A 15,529-nucleotide genomic window follows, 5' to 3' on the forward strand; every position below is an offset into this window, starting at 1 on the left:
CACAGGCCGCAAAGAGGAGAAGCGCAACCCCTAGCCTTGCCCAGAAGGCTGACGTGGCCACCTCGTCCCCATTCTACTCCTTCCAGGCCGTTCCCCCGGGAATAGAGTGAAGGGCATGGGACGCTGGTTCCTCAGCCTGGGCCTTTTCCTCCTGGGCCTCTGGGCCTTAGCCCGCCTCTACTCCCTTCTCCTCTGGGTCTTCCTGGCCTTCACCCTGGCCGCCGCCCTGGACCCGGCGGCGAGGCTTTTGGGGCGCCGTCTCCCCCACCCCAGCGCGGTTATCCTGGCCTACCTCCTGGTCCTGGGGGTGGTGGCCCTGGGGGGCTTCCTGGCAGCGCCTTTGCTCGCCGCCCAGTTCCGCCACCTGGCCGAGCTTCTTCCTCAGACAGTCTCATGGATGGAGTCCAACCTCGGTCTGGTGTCGGGCGACCTCACCGCCTCTCTGGCCGCCTCGGTGCGGGTGGCGGGAGGGCTTCTTGCCCGCGCGGCCGAGACGGTCTCCGAGCTGGTCCTCGCCCTGGTGCTGGCGGTGATGATCAGCCTCGAGCCCCACCTGGTGCAGCGGGCCGCCCCCTACTTGCCCGGACAGGGTTGGGACCGGGTTCTGGAGGACACCTGGCGCCGCATGGGCTACTGGGCCCGGGCCCAGTTCCTCATCGCCCTCTCCTTCGCCCTCCTCTTCGGGAACTGGCTCCTCCTCCTAGGGGTGCCGAGCCCCCTGGCCCTGGGGGTCATGGGCGGGGTGCTGGAGGTGGTACCCTTCGTGGGAGGCCTCACCACCGCCTTGCTCGCCACCCTCTTGGCCCTCTCCGCCAAGGGGCCCCTGGCCGCTCTTTTGGTCCTCCTGGGCTACGGGGTCATCGCCCTTCTGGAAGGCAAGGTGCTCATCCCCCTCATCTACGGGCGCACCCTGGGCTTCCACCCCGCCTTGGTGCTCCTGGCCATCTTCGCCTTTGGGAAGCTCTTTGGCTTCCTGGGCATCTTCTTGGCGGTGCCCATGACCATCCTGGCGGCGGGCCTTTTGCGCCACTGGCGAGGCTAGCCCCCCACGTGGACCAGGGGCCTCCGTCCCAGGTCCGGCTCCACCCGCCTTAGGACCTCGTGGGTCAGGGTGGGCACGTCCCCCTCGCCGAAAAGGAGGAAGTCCAAGGCCGCCTGCAGGGGGCTTTCCTCGGGCCACTCAAAGTAGATGTGGGGCCGCTTGCCCGTGCGGTCTCGGAGATAGAGGAGGAAGGCGGCCAGGGTGTTGGGGGCCGAGGTGCCGATGATGCGGAAGACCCTGTACTGGGGGTGATCCACCCCCCAGACCCGGGCCTCGGCGCTGAACTCCGAAGGGTCTTGCACGTAGACCTCCACGAAGTAGACGGGATCGGTGGAAGGGATGTGGCCGATCTCGCGGATACGCCGTTCCTTCTCCAGGTAGGCGTAGGGGCTCGGCCGCTCGGGGCGGTGGGCCACCAAGCGGATCGGCCCCGTCCCCTCCCCCAAGCGGGCGATGAGGCGCTCGGCCTCCTCGTCGGGAAGGAAGCGCTCCACCCGGAGCTCAAAGGAGCGGAGGGCCCGCGAGGTGAAGGACACGAGAAGGGTGGCGGCGATGAAGAAGGAGGCGATCTTGACCCCGTCCGGGCGCTCGAGGACGTTGGCCACCAAAACGTAGAGGAAGACCAGGAGCAAGCCCCCGTGGTACAGAGCCCGGGGGCTTTGCGCCCGGCGGTCCAGCCAGTAGGCGGCGAAGGCCGCCGAGGCCATGACCACCAGAACTCCGGTGGCGTAGGCCGCTGCCTGGGCTTCCACCCGGGCCCGGAAGGCCAGGGTAACGGCAAAGGCGATGACGGTGAAGAAGACCACCAGGGGGCGCTCCTGCCGGGCCCACTCCGGGGCCATGCCGAAGCGGGGCAGGTAGCGGGGCACGATGGTGAGAAGGCCGGCCATGGCGCTGGCCCCGGCGAACCAAAGGATGAGGATGGAGGCCAGGTCGTAGAGGCTTCCCACCCCCTCCCCCAGGTAGCGGTGGGCCAGGTAGCTGATGGCCCGGCCCGAGACCTCCTCGCTCCCCCAGAGGTCCGGGGGGATGAGAAGGGCGGTGGTCAGGCTGCTGGTCAAAAGAAGCACCCCCATGATGAGGGCGGCCGCGGTGAGCAAGCGCTGGGTGTTGCGGATCCGGCCCCAGGGCCTCTGGGGGTCGTCCCCGGGGGCACCCCTGATAAGGGGCATGACCGCCACACCGGTCTCAAAGCCGGAAAGCCCCAGGGCCAGCTTGGGAAAGGCCAAGGCCACCCCTAGGAGGAGGGGCAGGGGGTCGGGGTACTGGCGGAAGAGGGCCTCGAGGTAACGGGTAAGATGAGCCCCCTCCAGGTGGGGCAGGGCAGCCAGGAGGGCCCAGACGTTCAGGGCCAGGTAACCCAAGGTGAGGACCACCGCCGTCCCGATGGCCTCCCGGAAGCCCAGGTAGAAGACGAAGCCCAAAAGGGCGATGAGAAATAGGGTGAGGCCCACTTGGTGCCCCTGAAGCCAGGGGGGAGCCAGGGGATTGCCCAGGAGGTGAACGGCGGCGTCGGCGGCGGAGAGGGTGATGGTGAGGGTGAAGTCCGTGGCCATAAAGCCCAGGACCACCAACACCAGGAGCTTCCCCCGCCAGCCGGGGAAAAGGCGGCTTAGGATGGCCACCGAGCCCTCCCCGTGAGGGCTTTCCTCCGCCACCCGGCGGTAAACGGGCAGGGCCCCGAAAAGGGTGAAGAGCACCAAGGCCAAGGTGGCCAGGGGGGAAAGGAGCCCCGCCGCCAGAAGGGCGATGCCCGGCTGGTAGCCCAGGGTGGAAAAGTAGTCCACCCCGGTGAGGCACATCACCTGCCACCAGGGGTAGCGGCCTTCCTCCTTGGGGGAAGGGGGGGCGGCCATGCCCTAAGGGAGGCCCAGGGCCCGCCGCGGCCCCTCGGGGACGTGGCCGAAGGCCCGGTAGAGGCGGAAGGCCGCCTCCAACTCCACCTGCCCTCCCCGGTGGAGCTTCCTTTTGGTGAGCCCCAGGACGTAAAGGGCCAGGGGGTTCTTGAGGTCCAGGGCCACGGCCCGCTCCAGCATGCCTAAGGAGCGCTCCAGGCCTTGGCGGGTAGGGGGTTTGGCGAAGACCCCTCCCCTCGCCTGCTCCCCCCGGTAGTAGTAGAACTGGGAGCGGAGGAAGGCAAAGGGTAAGGGCCGGACCTCTTCCGGCCTCAAGACCCTGCCCTGAAAACGGTAGCCCACGATACCACCCCCATCTGTGTAAACCGGTTCCACAAAGCGGTACCCCATTGCGGTGTCCAGGAAAAGGCCCCGGTGGCGGGCGAAGGGCTCGGGTTCAGAGGGGTCCACCAGGTAGTCCCTGCCCCCAAGGCGTAGGACCGCCACCGCATGGCCCAGGTTGCTCTCCTTCCCCTCCGGGTTCCGCCAGACCATGTAGACCCCGGCCTCGTAACCCATCTCCTGCAAAAGCCCCTGGACCAGAACCGCCTGCAACAAGCACTGCCTCTCCCCCTTGAGGGCGGCGTAGGCGAACTCGTACCCCTCCTCCAGGCTGAAGTGGGGAAGGAGGCGCTTCACCAAGAGGAAGGCGAAGCGGGCCGCCTCGAGGCCCCCCCTTCTCCCCTCCTCCTTCAGGGCCTGCTCCAGGGAGCCGCCAAAAGCCCGGGCGTAAGCCCCTTCCAGCCAGGGGAGGAAGGGAGGGGCCCCCCTCACCTCCCGGTAGGAGTCCTGGACCAGGGTGGAGAACTCCTGGCCGCGGAGGGGAAAGGCTAAAGCCGGAAGAAAAAGCGCCAGCGGTAAAACCCGAAGAATACGAGCCACCACCCGAGAATATACCCCGCCGTCCAGGCCCAGCCCCCAAGAACGCCAAACCGGGCGGTGAGAAGGGCAAGGAGGGCCGCCAGGGGAGCCTTGAGAAGGGTGAGCTTGAGGGCTACGGGAAGGATATAGGCCAGAAGGGGGTTGGCCCCCAGGGGCCGCAAGGGAACCTGGGCCCAGGGGGGAAGCCCTTCCAGGAGCAAGAGGAGAAAGGCTCCCACCCCCAGGGCCAGGAAGAGGTAAGGGGGGGTCCAGTAGGTCTTGTCGGGGGGGAGAAGGGACTGCCCCAAGAGGCCAAGGAGGAGGCCCCAAAGGCTCAGGGCCAGGATCCTCCCCCGCCGCCCTTCCAAGAGGGCCTCCCCCAGAAAGGTGGCCAGAAGGGCAAACCCTCCTGTGGGCACCGCCGAGGGGAGCCCCCGGAGGCCCAGGGGAGCCAGGTAGGTGCGGTTCAGGTGGAGGGGGAGGTTGGCGTCCTCACGGTACACCCCCGCCCCCACCCCGGGCACGGGCACCAAGAGGAGGGCCGCCCCGTAGCCCAGGAGGAAGAGGAGGGCGAGGAGAAGGCGCCGGAGGGGCGGGAGGTCGTAAAGCCAGGCGGCCCAGAGGTAGGCCAGGGCGATGAGCTGGAGCACGTCCAGGGCAAAAACGGGACGGCCCACCTGGAGGCTGGTCAGGCCAAGGCCCAGGAGGAAGAGAAGGAGGGCGCGGCGGAGAAGGCGCGCCTCGTAGCGCCATCCCGGAAGACCCCGCCGAAGAAAGCCTCTCCGGCTCATGGGAATAGCCGCGCCCATGGCGAGAAGGAACCAGGGGAAGACCCAGTCCGCCAGGTAGTAGCTGTGGCCGAAGGGGCCGTGGCCCATCCACGAGGGGGCGCCCGGGGGCAGGTTGTTCACCAGGAGCATAAGGAGGACCGTGAGCCCCCGAAAGGCGTCCAGGGCAGGGTTTCTCATCTCTTGGCCTGCTGAAGGCCGGAAACGGGGCCCAGGGCCAGGCCCCGGGCTTTGGCCAGGCGGAGGAAGAGGGGGAGGACCTCGAGGGTGGCCCTCACGTTGTCGTGGAGGAGGACGATTCCCCCAGGGCGGAGGTGGGCCTGGAGGCGGGCTTCCAGGGTCTGGGGGGAAAGACCGGCGTAATCCCCAGGGTCATCGGTCCAGAAGACCGTGGTGAGGCCGAGCTCCCGGGCCACCCGGAGCACGGTGCGGTCAAAGCGGCCCCCCGGGGGACGGAAGTAGCGGGGAGGCGCGCCCGTGAGGTCCTCCAGAACCTCGTTGCACCGGAGGATCTCCTCCCGGATGGCCTCCTGGGAAAGGCCCGGCAGGCGCACGTGGTGGTAGGTGTGGTTGCCGAGCTCGTGGCCCGCCGCCACCAGGTCGCGAACGAAGTAAGGGTAGGCCTCGGCGTTGCGGCCGATGACGAAGAAGGTGGCCTTCACCCCAAGCCGCCTCAGGGTGTCCAGGAGAAGGGGAGCGAAGAGGGGGTGGGGGGCGTCGTCAAAGGTGAGGGCGGCGTAGGGGTAGGCCGGGCTCCCGTGGTAGAGGACGCCTCCCCGGGGCCCTGCGCGGCTTTGCAGGAGCTGGAGGGCCTTCTCCCGGCCCTGGAAGGGAGCGGGCTCCTCCAGGCGGGGACGATCCTCCAACACCGGCTCAGGGGAGCGCCCCGGCACAAGCCCCGGGTTGAGCCAAAGCCGCTCATACCCGGAAGGCTCCTTTAGACCCAAGAACTCCCTGGCCCGTTCCCTGGGCACGCTGACGGTGAAAAGGGGGAAGTCCCCCGGCCCCCGGTAAGGGCTTGCGTAGAGGGAAAGATCCACCTCGCCGAGGCCCGAGCGGGCGGAGAGGGCCAGCTCCAGGGCCCGCTGGGCCAAGCCCAAAAGGCGGGACGGGGTGGCCCCCTCCCTGGGCACCTGCAGCACCACGTGGGCCACCTCCAGGTGGCCGTTGGAGAGGTAGACCGCCCGCACCGCTTCGGGCAGGGGGAGGTGGAGAGCGGGCAGGGACTCGTGGGGCAGGGGCTTGGCGGGGCCGAAACCCTCCACGTAGGGCAGGGGGGCGAGGGCGAGGAGAAGGAAGAGCATGAGGGGGATTTTACCGGAGGAGGTCCAGCCCGTCGGGGAAGCGAAGGAGGCCGGGGGTGTCGGTCCTGCCGTACTGGAAGACCACCTTGTTCGTCTTGCGGTCCACCACCAGCACCCGGTGGCGGCGGTCGTCGGTGAGGACCACCAGGCCCGAGGGGAGGCCCACGGCCACCGAGGGGTGGTCCAGGCGGTCCTTGGGGGAGGCGGGGGCGTAACGCCAAAGGACGCGGCCCGCAAGGTCCAGCTCGTACACCGCCCCCGGGGAGGACCAGTCCGCCACCAGGAGGGTGCCCCAGGGGGTGAGGTTGGTGTCGGAGGGGTAACGGGCGGGGAGGGGGAGGGTCTTGAGGCGGCGCCCCTGGAGGTCCACGACGGCCACGTCCCCGCCCACGATCTCCGTCACCAGGAGGCGGTCCTGGCCCAAGGGAAAGGCTCCATTGGGTTTGTTGAAGTAGCCATCGGCGTTGCGGCAGACCCCGGTATGGCCCAGAACCCGCTCGAGCTGGCCCTCCTGGGTGAGGAGGAGGACCCGGCAGTTGCGGATGTCGGCCACGGCAAGGAGCCCCGAGGGCAGGGGCACCAGGTCGTCGGGGTTATCCAGCTGGCCCGGGCCCTTACCCGGGCGGCCGGGCTTTCCGTAAACCCAAAGGAGCCTCCCCTCCGGGTAGCTCACCGCCGCCACCGCATCCACCTCGGGGTCGGTGATGTAGGCCACCTTCCCCCCGGGGGCGAAGAAGACGTCGTCGGTGTAACGGAAGGGGGGCGGGAGGGGAACCGTTCGCACCAGGCGGCCCTCGCCCGAAAGCTCCACCAGGCGGTGGTTGCCGGCGTCCGCCACCACCAGGCCCTTCCCCAAGGGACCCTGGGCGAGGGCAAGGACGCCCCAAAAGCTTAGGAGCAAGGCAGGGATAGACCTTCTCATCGGGGACAGTCTAAGCTTGCCTCCTGAATCCAGGCTGAAGCCTAGCCCACAAGGCCTTGCCACAGGAGAAAAGCGTTGAGCCCCAGGACCAAGAGGGCTCCCGCCCAGGCCAGGGCCCGCACCCAGGGGGGGTTGACCAGGGAACCCATCACCCCCGGGTCCTCGGTAAGCCGGACTAGGGGAAAAAGGGCGAAGGGAAGCTGGAAGGAGAGGACCACCTGGGAGAGGACGATGAGGGCCATAGGGGAGGCCCCCAGGGTGAGGGCGAAAGAGGCGGGCAGGACGGCGAAGAGCCGGGTGAGGAGGCGGAGCCTCGCCGGGTGGCTCCTCGCCCTTAGGAACCCCTCCACCACCACCTGGGCGGCAAGGGTGCCCGTGGTGGTGCTGGAAAGGCCGCTGGCCAGGAGGCCCACCCCGAAGGCCAGGGCCGCCAGGGGGCCCAGGAGGGGAGCCAGGGTGTGGTAGGCCTGGGCCAGGTCGGCGATGACCAAGCCCCTCTGGTGGAAGACCGCCGCCGCCACCACCAGGATGGCCCCGTTCACCAGCCAAGCCCCCGAGAGCGCCAGCACCGTGTCCAGGAGGAGGAGGCGGTAGACCCTCTTGCGGGCCTCCCCCAGCCTCGTCTTCACCTGGGCCGAGTGCAGGAAAAGGTTGTGGGGCATGACCGTGGCCCCCAGGATGCCCAGGGCCACGTAGAGGCCCCCGGGGTCCAGGAGGTTTCCGTCGGGGAGGAAGGCATGGCGCAAGAGCCCAGGGAGGGCAGGCTTGGCCAGGAAGAGCTCCGCCACGTAGGCCAGGCCGATGACCCCTACCAAGAAGGCGATGGCCCCCTCCACCGCCCGGAAGCCGAACCGCTCCAGGCGAAGGATCAGGAAGACGTCCAAAACGGTGAGCCAGGCAGCGAGGACCAAGGGTAGGCCGAAGAGGAGGTTCAGGGCCACGGCCATACCCATGAACTCGGCCAGGTCGGTGGCCACCATGGCCAGGAGGGCGGTGAGGAAGAGGAGGCGGCCGAAGCGGCCGGGGTAGCGGGCCCTAAGGTGCTCCGCCAAATCCCGCCCTGTGGCCACCCCCAGCTTGGCCGCCAGGGCCTGGAAGAGGACGGCCATGGCGCTGGCCAGGGTGACCACGAAGAGGAGGCTGTAGCCGTAGCGGCTTCCCGCCTCGAGGCTCGTGGCCCAGTTCCCGGGGTCCATGTAGCCCACGGAAACCAGGAACCCCGGGCCCAAGTACCACCACCAGGGTCGGGATTTAGGTAAGCCTAATCCCATAGCGCCCAGTATACACCCCCATCTTGGGAAGGAGCTTCAGCCTCTTTTCAGGTGCGGTGGCATACTAAAAGCCTGGAGGTGAAGCATGGGCAAGCGGAAGTGGGCGTATGCGGTCCTGGCCCTCGGCCTAGGCCTGGCCCTGGCCCAAAACGGCCAGGCCCTCTACGGGCAGCACTGCGCCACCTGCCACCAGGCAAACGGCCAGGGCCTCCCCGGGGCCTTCCCCCCTTTGGCGGGGCACGTGCCGGAGATCCTGGCCAAGAAGGAGGGGCGCACCTACCTTCTGGACCTGATCCTCTTCGGGCTCCAGGGCCAGATCCGGGTGAAGGGCCAGGCCTACAACGGGGCCATGCCCGCCTGGGGTCCACAACTTAAGGACGCCGAGGTGGCCGCCATCCTGAACTACGTGACCCAGGCCTTTGGCAACAAGCCCCCTAAGGGGTTCAAGCCCTACGAGGCCAGCGAGGTGGCCAAGGAACGGGCCAAGAGGCTGACCCCGGAGAAGGTCCTGGCCCTTAGGAAGTCCCTCGGGCTCTAGTATGGCGCGCCTTCTCCTCCTCGAGGACGACCCCGTCCTGGGCCAGGCGGTGGCGGAGGCTTTGGAGCAGCACGGCTTCCGCGTCCTTTGGGCCAGAGGGGAAGAGGAGGCCTGGGGCCTAGTCCTCGGTGAACCCCTGGACGCCCTGGTCCTGGACGTGAGGCTCCCCGAGGGGGATGAGGCGGGCCTTCGCTTCGCCCGCGACCTCCGCCAGGCGGGCATCCAAAGCCCCATCCTCTTCCTCACCGCCAAGGACGCCTTGGAGGACCGCCTGCGCGGGCTGGAGGTGGGGGAGGACTACCTCACCAAGCCCTTCCACCTCCCGGAACTCATCGCCCGGGTCCGGGCCCTACTGAGGCGTGGGGAGGTGCGGCCCACCCGGGTGGAAGCGGGGGACGTGGTCCTAGAGGTGGAGGCGCGCCGGGTGCTCAGAGGGGGGACCCCCGTCACCCTCACCGCCAAGGAATACCAGGTGCTGGAGCTCCTCCTCCTGAACCGGGGCCGGCTCTTCGCCAAGGAAGAGATCCTGGAAAGGGTGTGGGGGCCGGGGTACGAGGGGGAGTCCAACCTCGTAGAGGTCTACGTGAAGAACCTGCGCAAGAAGCTGGGAGAGGAGCTGATAGAAACGGTGCGGGGACTCGGCTACCGCATCCCGGGATGAGCCTCCGGGGCCGCATCGCCCTCCTCACGGGACTGGTGGCCCTCTTGGGGTTGGGTTTGGGCCTTTTCCTTTCTAGCCTCCTCCTCTCCCGCCTGGCCCTCGCCGAGATGGACCGCACCCTGCGCCTTCAGGCCCACACCCTGTTGCAGGAGGCCCTGACCGAGCCCGACCGCCAGGTGCCTCCAGAGGAGGAGGCGGATCTGCTCTTCGGCGACTTCCCCGCCGCCGCCTGGATCTACCAGGGGGAGAGGTCTGTCTGGCAGGGGGGGCTTCCCGGGGCGCCCACCCTGGTGAAGAGCGTGGCCCCGGGAAAGGCCGTGAGCGTGGCGGGCTGGAGGGCCTTGGCCCTCCAACGGGAGGACCTGAAGGTGGTGGTGGCCCAGCCCCTGGGAGTGGTGGAGCGCCTGGCCCTCATCTACCTCCGCCTGGGCCTTCCCCTTCTCCTCCTGGCGGGCCTTTTCTCCGGGGGCCTGGCCTACCTCCTCCTGGGCCCCGCCCTGGCCCCCCTCAAGCGCCTGGCCGAGGCGGCCTCCCGCTTCCAACCCCCCGGCCCCACCCCCGGGCGGGACGAGGTGGCCCGCCTGGCCCAGGCCTTTGCCCGCCTCCTGGCCACCCTCAAGGAGGAGCGGACCCGGGAACAGGCTTTTTTAGCCTTGGCCAGCCACGAGCTGAAGACCCCGGTGGCGGCCTTCCGCGTGGGGCTGGAAAGCCTTTTGGCCCAGGAGCGGGTGGACCGGGAGGCCCTAAGGCGCCTCAAGGCCCAGGCCGAGCGCCTCGAGGCCCTGGCGGAAAACCTCCTCGCCCTTTCCCGGGCCGGGGCCCAGGACCTGAGGCTCGCCGAGGTGGACCTCTACGCCCTTCTCTCTGAAGCCTTTGACCGCTTCCAGCCCCTGGCCGTGGCCCGGGGGAGGGAGATTGGCCTCGAGGGGGAGTCCACGCGGGTGTGGGCCGATCCCAGGCTCTTAGAGCGGGCCCTGAACAACCTGGTGCAAAACGCCCTTCTCCACGGCCAGGGACCCATCCGCCTCCGGGTGGGCCGGGAAGAGGAAGGGGTGTACCTGGAGGTGGAGGACCAAGGCCGGGGGCCGAGGGCCCCAACGCAGGAGGGCCTAGGCCTCCGGGTGGCCCGCCAGGTGGCGGAGGCCCTGGGAGGGGCCCTCCAGCTCCTCCCAGGGCCTCCTTTCCGCGCCCGCCTCCTCTTCAGGCCCGATTCAGGCAAAGGGCCTAGGCTCCCTTCCGGAGCGGGAAGCTCCGGAGGTGAAGGATGAAGAGGATGGTCTGGCTCCTCATGGCATCGGCGATGGCCCTAGCCGCCCCGGCCACCCAGGGGAAGATTCACGTGAGCTTGGTCTTCCCCCCGAGGGTGCTCCCTGCGGGCACGGTGCTGGTTCTGGAGGACGCCCATGGAATGGCCCTTTGGGAAGGGGGCAAGGGCACCCTTCCTGGGCCGGAGGCCCTGGAAAAGGTGGCCTACGTGGTCTTCAAGCTCCCCAAGGCCAGTTACCGCTACCCGGTGGTGCAGAAGGCCACCTCCCTGGAAGAACTGGTAGTGAAGGTGGGCAAGAAGGACTACACCCTGGGCACCCTCCTCAAGAACCGGCATGTGGCCCTGGGCAAGGACGGAAACCTGGTCCCCGTAAAGGCGGCCTCCGCGCCGGCCCCCAAGAAGCCCTAGACAAGGGAGGCGCCCTTTGCTAGGCTGGGTGTAGGGCGATGGAGTCCGCCTGAACCGCCCACCGGGGCTGATGACTCCTACCGGCGAACCCGGTAGGGGTCTCCCTTTTGGAGGAGCCATGGAGAAGGCGGAAGGGGTTTCGCCAAGCCTGCTAGGCTCCGCCCAGGGGCCCGAAGAGGCTCCGGCCCACCTCAAGGACCTCCTGTTGGACGAGCTGGAAAAAGAGCTCTTCGCCGCCCATCTAGGGATGAGCCTGGAGGAGGTCTTCCGTAGGCCCCTGAGGGAGCGGGAAGGCGTCCTCCACCGGCAGCAGGTGGCTCGGGATTTGGAGGGAAAGGGGCTCTCGGCAGCCTTCCACCACTACTTCCGGGCCGTGGAGGGGGTAAGGGCGCGGCTCAAACGGGCGGCCCAGGCCCGTCACCCCTGGCAGGCCCGCCTTTATTTCCTCCAGGCCGCCTCGGCCTATCTGGAAGGGGTGGAGGCCTTGGCGGAAGGCCTCGTCCGCCATCCCTTGCGCTCGGAAGGGCTTCGCGCCTACCGGGATTACCTGGAAGCCTACCGCAAGGGAGTGGGTTTCCTCCGGCTTAAGGAGGACCTGGAAACGACCCAGGGGGCCCTGCGCCAACTCCGCTATGTCCTCCACGTGCACGAGGGACGCCTGGCCCTCAGAGCCTACGGAGGCGAGGAAGACTACGGCGAGCGGGTACAGGCCATCTTCCGGCCCTTCTTCGGCGGGGAACCCGTCTCCTTCCGGGAAGAAACCCTTCCCCCGGGACCCTGGCTCAACCACGTGGAGGAGTGGATCTTGGACCACCTCGCCCTCCTCTTTCCCGAAGCTTTCCGCCGCCTCGAGGCCTTCTTTCGGGAACACCAGGGCTTCCTGGACCCCACCCTTGCCCGGCTGGAGCGAGAGGCCCGCTTCTTCCTGGCCTATCTGGACTTCGTGGCCCCGCTGCGGGCCGTGGGCCTTCCCTTCACCTACCCCGAGCTGGCGGAGGCCCCGCCCTTCCTCGCCGAGGAAGGCTACGACCTGGTCCTGGCCGCCAGGCTCCTCGCCCAAGGGAAGCGGCCCGTGGGCAACAGCTTCCGCTTCCAGGAGGCGAGGGTCCTGGTGGTCACCGGGCCCAACCAGGGGGGCAAGACCACCTTTGCCCGGATGGTGGGGCAGCTCCACCACCTGGCCGCCCTGGGCCTCCCGGTGCCGGCCAGGCGGGCCCGGCTCTCCCTGCCCAGTGCCGTCCTCACCCACTTTGAGGCCCGGGAGAACCCGGAGGAGCTGAAGAGCAAGCTGGAGAAGGACCTCTACCGGCTCAAGGCCCTATTGGAGCGGGCCGATGGGCGCTCCCTCCTCATCCTCAACGAACCCTTGGCCTCGGCCGCCCTCCTGGACGCCCGCCTTATAGGGCACTTCCTCCTGGAAAAGATCCGGGCCAAAGGAAGCCTGGCGGTGGTGGTGACCTTCCTGGACGAGCTCGCCCGCCTGCCCGGCACCCTTAGCCTGGTGGCGGAGGTGGACCCCCAGGACCCTGCCAGGCGAACCTTCCGCATCCTTGAGAGGCCGGCGGACGGTAAGGCCTACGCCCTGGCCTTGGCGGCAAAGCACGGCCTCACCTACCCCCTCCTCAAGGAGCGCCTCGGAGGTAGGCCATGAGGGTAGGCCTCCTCTACCCCGACCGTGACCTGGACCTAGGCCATCCCCTCCCCTTCGGCTGGGAGGACCTGGAGCATGACTTGGGGCTGGGAACGCTCCTGGAGGTTATGGCCGAAGGGGACGCCTACCTGGTGGAGGTGGCGCGGAAGGTCTTGGCCCAAGGCCTCCGCACCGATATCCCCACCCTCTTCCACCGCCAGGAGGCGGTGCGGGAGGCCTTGGAGCGGCCGGGGCTCGCGGAGGGGCTCTACCGTCTGGCCGACGAGACCCTGAGGGCCAAACGCCGGGAGAGCTATGGCCTCTACCGCAGGGACCGGCCCGATCTCTACGGGGCCATCAAGGGGATGGAAGCCCTGCTCCGAGGCCTACGGGGGCTCCTGGACCTCCTTGACCGCACCCCCCTCGCCCACACCCCCTTCCTGGACCTCCGGGCAAGGCTTTCCGCTGTCCTCACCCCTGACTTCTTCCGGGAGGCCAAGGCCCACCTCGAGGCCCTTCGCTTTCCCCAGGGTATCTGGATGGCCGCCAGCCTCGGTCCGGAAGGGCGGGGCGAGGGGTACGCCCTTCTTCCCCCCGAGGGCCGGAGGCTTCCCTGGCCCTTCGCCCGTAGGCCCAGGACCTACCTCCTCACCCTTCACCCCCGGGACGAGTCCGGGGCGAGGATCCTGGGGGAGATCCGGGAGCAGGGCGCCTGGGCCGCAGCCAAGGCCTTGGCCACAGCGGTGGAAGAGGTGGCCCGCTTCTTTGAGGCTTTGCGGGCAGAAGCAGGATTTCTCCTCGGAGCCTCCCGCCTGGCTTCGAGGCTTAAGGCCCTGGGCCTCCCCCTGGCCTTTCCCACCCCCAGGGAGGGCCTCCACCTGGCTTTTAAAGGCCTCTATGACGTGGGGCTGGCCCTCCGGCAAGGGAGCGCCATGGGCAACGACCTCGAGGCCCACGGGAAAAACCCCATCCTCATTACCGGGGCCAACCGGGGGGGCAAGACCACCTTCCTGCGTAGCCTGGGCCTCGCCCAGCTCCTCATGCAGGCCGGGCTTTTCGTGGGAGCGAAGGCCTTTGAGAGCGGTCTCGTGGACGGGATATTCACCCACTTCAAGCGCGAGGAGGACCGGGAGCTTGCGGCGGGGAAGTTTGAGGAGGAGCTCAGGCGGCTCAAAGGCTCGGTGGACCACCTCACGGCGCGGCCCCTCTTCCTCTTCAACGAGAGCTTCGCCGCCACCAGCGAACCCGAGGGCTCGGAGCTTGGGAGCCAGGTGGTGCGGGCGCTAACGGAGGCCGGGGTACGGGTGATCTTCGTCACCCACTTCTACTCCCTGGCGGCGGCCTTCCTGAAGGACCCCAAAACGCTTTTTCTCAAGGCGGAGCGGCTTCCCGACGGCACCCGCACCTTCCGCCTCCTGCCCGCGCCTCCCGAGCCCACGGCCTACGGCGAGGACCTATTGCGCCAGGTCTTCGGCGAGAAGTGAGGGCCCTTTCATACCGGCTTCAGGGTTTTCGTGGTATATTTGCTCCAAAGGCGATGGGGCCCGCCTAAACTGCCCCCTGGGGCTGATGGCTCCTACCCAAAAGGGGTGGGGGCTTTTTCCTTCCACCCGGAAAGGAGGGAAGCGATGGACTGGGGTGTGGCGGCCTTTTGGCTCGGTCTTGCGGTACCGGCGACCCTGTTTTCCCTTGCCTCCGGGCTATCCGTGACCTGGACATAGGCCGTGGGGGACGGAGGATGCTCCGTAAGCTCCTCTTAGGGTCCAATGGCTCAGAGGCGGCGAAAAAGCCCCTAGCGGTGGTGCAGCTCCCGGAGTTCGCCGAGATCGGCGTGGAGCTGGAAGGGGTCCTGAAGGAGGGCCAAGACCTACCGGCGGAGGCCTTCCGCTACGCCCACCAAGAGGCGGAGCGCCGGCGCATGCTCCTCCGGGGGAAACTCTGCTCCGCTACGCCCACTGCGCAGTCATGGTGGTCCACTGAGGTCCACATGGACGGCTGGCCTCCCTGCCCCTACCGGCACGAAGGGCTTTGCGGCGCCGAAGAGGACCGGCTCGTGACCCCGGAGGTGTGCCGCGCCTGCCCCATCCCCGAGGCCCTCGCCCACCCCCGAGCGTGCCTGTACCTGGTCCCTCTGCGGGTAGCGGGGGAGGCCCGCTTTGCCTGCGAGCCCTGGCGGAGTGGGGTGGGGTGCTGGGCCTTTGGGACTACGAGGAGCGGAGGGAGGAGATAAGGCGATGCGTGTCCTGATCCTGAGCGACCTTCACGGGAACGTCTGGGCCCTGAGGGCCATCGTGGCGGCGGTGGGGCGGGTGGACGCCGTCCTCTTCGCGGGGGATGCGGTGAACTACGGGCCAAGTCCCCGGGGGGTCCTCTCCTGGCTCAAGCGGACCGGAGCGGTAGCGGTGCGGGGCAACCACGACCACGCCGCCGCCTTCGGCGCCGACCCCAAGGCCACCCCCCGCAAGGCCCACCTGGCGCGGGCCCTCCTGGAGTGGACGCGAAAGGAGCTGCGCCCGGAGGACCTCGCCTACCTGCGTAGCCTGCCCCTTTACGCCGCGTGGGCCGCCGACGGCACCCGCTTCGCCCTGGTCCACGGAAGCCTCCAGGACCCCCTTTACGACTACCGCCTGGACCCCAAGGCGGGAGAGGAGGCCCTACTGGAAGCGGCGGAGAGCCTCCGGGCGGAGGTGGTGGTCTTCGGCCACACCCATCTGCCCTTTGTGCGCACCGTTGGGGGAAAGCTCTTCGTCAACCCGGGCTCGGCGGGCCAGCCCCTGGACGGGGACCAAAGGGCTAGTTTCGCCCTCTACGAGGATGGCCGGATCCACCTCCACCGGGTGGCCTACCCCATGGATGAGCTCTTCCACGCCCTGGAGGGGCTCCCCCTAGATCCGGAGACCAAGGCGGAGCTCCTGGAGCTTTACCGGAAGGCGAGGTGAAAG

General features: G+C 68.6%; 15 protein-coding genes and 2 riboswitches. Of the genes, 9 read left to right on the forward strand and 6 right to left on the reverse strand.

All coding sequences use genetic code 11. The annotated features are described in order from the left end of the window. Positions 1 to 115 precede the first annotated feature (115 nt). Positions 116 to 1,042 carry an AI-2E family transporter gene (locus tag ACY5J6_RS06185; RefSeq protein WP_462844128.1) on the forward strand — a complete coding sequence of 309 codons (927 nt, stop codon included), beginning with the start codon at positions 116 to 118 and terminating at the stop codon, positions 1,040 to 1,042. On the opposite strand, the gene ACY5J6_RS06190 is transcribed toward ACY5J6_RS06185, so the two are convergent. From ACY5J6_RS06190 to ACY5J6_RS06215, 6 genes are read right to left on the reverse strand one after another with little or no spacing between them, the layout of a single operon-like run. After that, positions 1,039 to 2,898, reverse strand: a complete 1,860-nt coding sequence (locus tag ACY5J6_RS06190; protein ID WP_462844129.1) for an APC family permease — start codon at positions 2,896 to 2,898, stop codon at positions 1,039 to 1,041. The two genes, ACY5J6_RS06185 and ACY5J6_RS06190, sit on opposite strands and share 4 nt — an antisense overlap. A gap of 3 nt (positions 2,899 to 2,901) precedes the next feature. Further along, positions 2,902 to 3,819 (reverse strand): tetratricopeptide repeat protein, encoded by a 918-nt coding sequence (locus ACY5J6_RS06195; protein WP_462844130.1) that lies wholly within the window; start codon positions 3,817 to 3,819, stop codon positions 2,902 to 2,904. Further along, the gene (locus ACY5J6_RS06200) at positions 3,768 to 4,766 is read right to left on the reverse strand and encodes a heparan-alpha-glucosaminide N-acetyltransferase domain-containing protein (RefSeq protein WP_462844131.1); all 999 of its coding nucleotides are present in this window, start codon (positions 4,764 to 4,766) and stop codon (positions 3,768 to 3,770) included. Before ACY5J6_RS06200 ends, ACY5J6_RS06195 begins: the two co-directional genes overlap by 52 nt. Next, positions 4,763 to 5,890: a polysaccharide deacetylase family protein gene (locus ACY5J6_RS06205; RefSeq protein ID WP_462844132.1), complete on the reverse strand. Its 1,128-nt coding sequence runs from the start codon at positions 5,888 to 5,890 to the stop codon at positions 4,763 to 4,765. Before ACY5J6_RS06205 ends, ACY5J6_RS06200 begins: the two co-directional genes overlap by 4 nt. Before the next feature lie 10 nt (positions 5,891 to 5,900). Continuing rightward, positions 5,901 to 6,812: an NHL repeat-containing protein gene (locus tag ACY5J6_RS06210; RefSeq protein ID WP_462844133.1), complete on the reverse strand. Its 912-nt coding sequence runs from the start codon at positions 6,810 to 6,812 to the stop codon at positions 5,901 to 5,903. A 41-nt stretch (positions 6,813 to 6,853) separates the two neighbouring features. Further along, positions 6,854 to 8,083, reverse strand: a complete 1,230-nt coding sequence (locus tag ACY5J6_RS06215) for an Nramp family divalent metal transporter (RefSeq protein WP_462844134.1) — start codon at positions 8,081 to 8,083, stop codon at positions 6,854 to 6,856. A gap of 85 nt (positions 8,084 to 8,168) precedes the next feature. Between ACY5J6_RS06215 and ACY5J6_RS06220 the strand changes: the two genes are divergently transcribed. From ACY5J6_RS06220 to ACY5J6_RS06255, 8 genes are all read left to right on the forward strand, one after another. Beyond that, positions 8,169 to 8,621, forward strand: coding sequence for a c-type cytochrome (locus ACY5J6_RS06220; RefSeq protein ID WP_462844135.1), 453 nt, complete (start codon positions 8,169 to 8,171; stop codon positions 8,619 to 8,621). A 1-nt stretch (position 8,622) separates the two neighbouring features. Next, entirely contained in the window at positions 8,623 to 9,282 is a 660-nt protein-coding gene (locus ACY5J6_RS06225) for a response regulator transcription factor (RefSeq protein WP_462844136.1), read from the forward strand. Further along, positions 9,279 to 10,550: a sensor histidine kinase gene (locus ACY5J6_RS06230; protein WP_462844137.1), complete on the forward strand. Its 1,272-nt coding sequence runs from the start codon at positions 9,279 to 9,281 to the stop codon at positions 10,548 to 10,550. The genes ACY5J6_RS06225 and ACY5J6_RS06230 overlap by 4 nt, the downstream gene beginning before the upstream one ends. Further along, complete coding sequence (locus tag ACY5J6_RS06235; RefSeq protein ID WP_462844138.1) at positions 10,547 to 10,957, forward strand: hypothetical protein; 411 nt, start codon at positions 10,547 to 10,549, stop codon at positions 10,955 to 10,957. The genes ACY5J6_RS06230 and ACY5J6_RS06235 overlap by 4 nt, the downstream gene beginning before the upstream one ends. Before the next feature lie 25 nt (positions 10,958 to 10,982). Beyond that, a riboswitch (Fluoride riboswitch) is annotated at positions 10,983 to 11,044 on the forward strand. 31 nt (positions 11,045 to 11,075) lie between these two features. Then, positions 11,076 to 12,608: a MutS-related protein gene (locus ACY5J6_RS06240; protein WP_462844139.1), complete on the forward strand. Its 1,533-nt coding sequence runs from the start codon at positions 11,076 to 11,078 to the stop codon at positions 12,606 to 12,608. Next, positions 12,605 to 14,071, forward strand: a complete 1,467-nt coding sequence (locus tag ACY5J6_RS06245; protein ID WP_462844140.1) for a MutS-related protein — start codon at positions 12,605 to 12,607, stop codon at positions 14,069 to 14,071. The genes ACY5J6_RS06240 and ACY5J6_RS06245 overlap by 4 nt, the downstream gene beginning before the upstream one ends. A gap of 40 nt (positions 14,072 to 14,111) precedes the next feature. Then, positions 14,112 to 14,173: riboswitch (Fluoride riboswitch) on the forward strand. 152 nt (positions 14,174 to 14,325) lie between these two features. Then, positions 14,326 to 14,817, forward strand: coding sequence for a hypothetical protein (locus ACY5J6_RS06250; protein ID WP_462844141.1), 492 nt, complete (start codon positions 14,326 to 14,328; stop codon positions 14,815 to 14,817). 4 nt (positions 14,818 to 14,821) lie between these two features. Continuing rightward, on the forward strand, positions 14,822 to 15,526 hold the full coding sequence (locus tag ACY5J6_RS06255; RefSeq protein ID WP_462844142.1) for a metallophosphoesterase family protein: 705 nt from the start codon (positions 14,822 to 14,824) through the stop codon (positions 15,524 to 15,526). Positions 15,527 to 15,529: the final 3 nt, after the last annotated feature.

The sequence above is a fragment of the Thermus sp. H19.2 genome (assembly GCF_054979525.1).

Excerpts from the sequence above, each read along its gene's own strand:
- ACY5J6_RS06185 (WP_462844128.1), top strand. The coding sequence starts at position 116 with ATGGGACGCTGGTTCCTCAGCCTGGGCCTTTTCCTCCTGGGCCTCTGG.
- ACY5J6_RS06190 (WP_462844129.1), bottom strand. The coding sequence starts at position 2,898 with ATGGCCGCCCCCCCTTCCCCCAAGGAGGAAGGCCGCTACCCCTGGTGG.
- ACY5J6_RS06200 (WP_462844131.1), bottom strand. The coding sequence starts at position 4,766 with ATGAGAAACCCTGCCCTGGACGCCTTTCGGGGGCTCACGGTCCTCCTT.
- ACY5J6_RS06205 (WP_462844132.1), bottom strand. The coding sequence starts at position 5,890 with ATGCTCTTCCTTCTCCTCGCCCTCGCCCCCCTGCCCTACGTGGAGGGT.
- ACY5J6_RS06210 (WP_462844133.1), bottom strand. The coding sequence starts at position 6,812 with ATGAGAAGGTCTATCCCTGCCTTGCTCCTAAGCTTTTGGGGCGTCCTT.
- ACY5J6_RS06215 (WP_462844134.1), bottom strand. The coding sequence starts at position 8,083 with ATGGGATTAGGCTTACCTAAATCCCGACCCTGGTGGTGGTACTTGGGC.
- ACY5J6_RS06220 (WP_462844135.1), top strand. The coding sequence starts at position 8,169 with ATGGGCAAGCGGAAGTGGGCGTATGCGGTCCTGGCCCTCGGCCTAGGC.
- ACY5J6_RS06225 (WP_462844136.1), top strand. The coding sequence starts at position 8,623 with ATGGCGCGCCTTCTCCTCCTCGAGGACGACCCCGTCCTGGGCCAGGCG.
- ACY5J6_RS06230 (WP_462844137.1), top strand. The coding sequence starts at position 9,279 with ATGAGCCTCCGGGGCCGCATCGCCCTCCTCACGGGACTGGTGGCCCTC.
- ACY5J6_RS06235 (WP_462844138.1), top strand. The coding sequence starts at position 10,547 with ATGAAGAGGATGGTCTGGCTCCTCATGGCATCGGCGATGGCCCTAGCC.
- ACY5J6_RS06240 (WP_462844139.1), top strand. The coding sequence starts at position 11,076 with ATGGAGAAGGCGGAAGGGGTTTCGCCAAGCCTGCTAGGCTCCGCCCAG.
- ACY5J6_RS06245 (WP_462844140.1), top strand. The coding sequence starts at position 12,605 with ATGAGGGTAGGCCTCCTCTACCCCGACCGTGACCTGGACCTAGGCCAT.
- ACY5J6_RS06250 (WP_462844141.1), top strand. The coding sequence starts at position 14,326 with ATGCTCCGTAAGCTCCTCTTAGGGTCCAATGGCTCAGAGGCGGCGAAA.
- ACY5J6_RS06255 (WP_462844142.1), top strand. The coding sequence starts at position 14,822 with ATGCGTGTCCTGATCCTGAGCGACCTTCACGGGAACGTCTGGGCCCTG.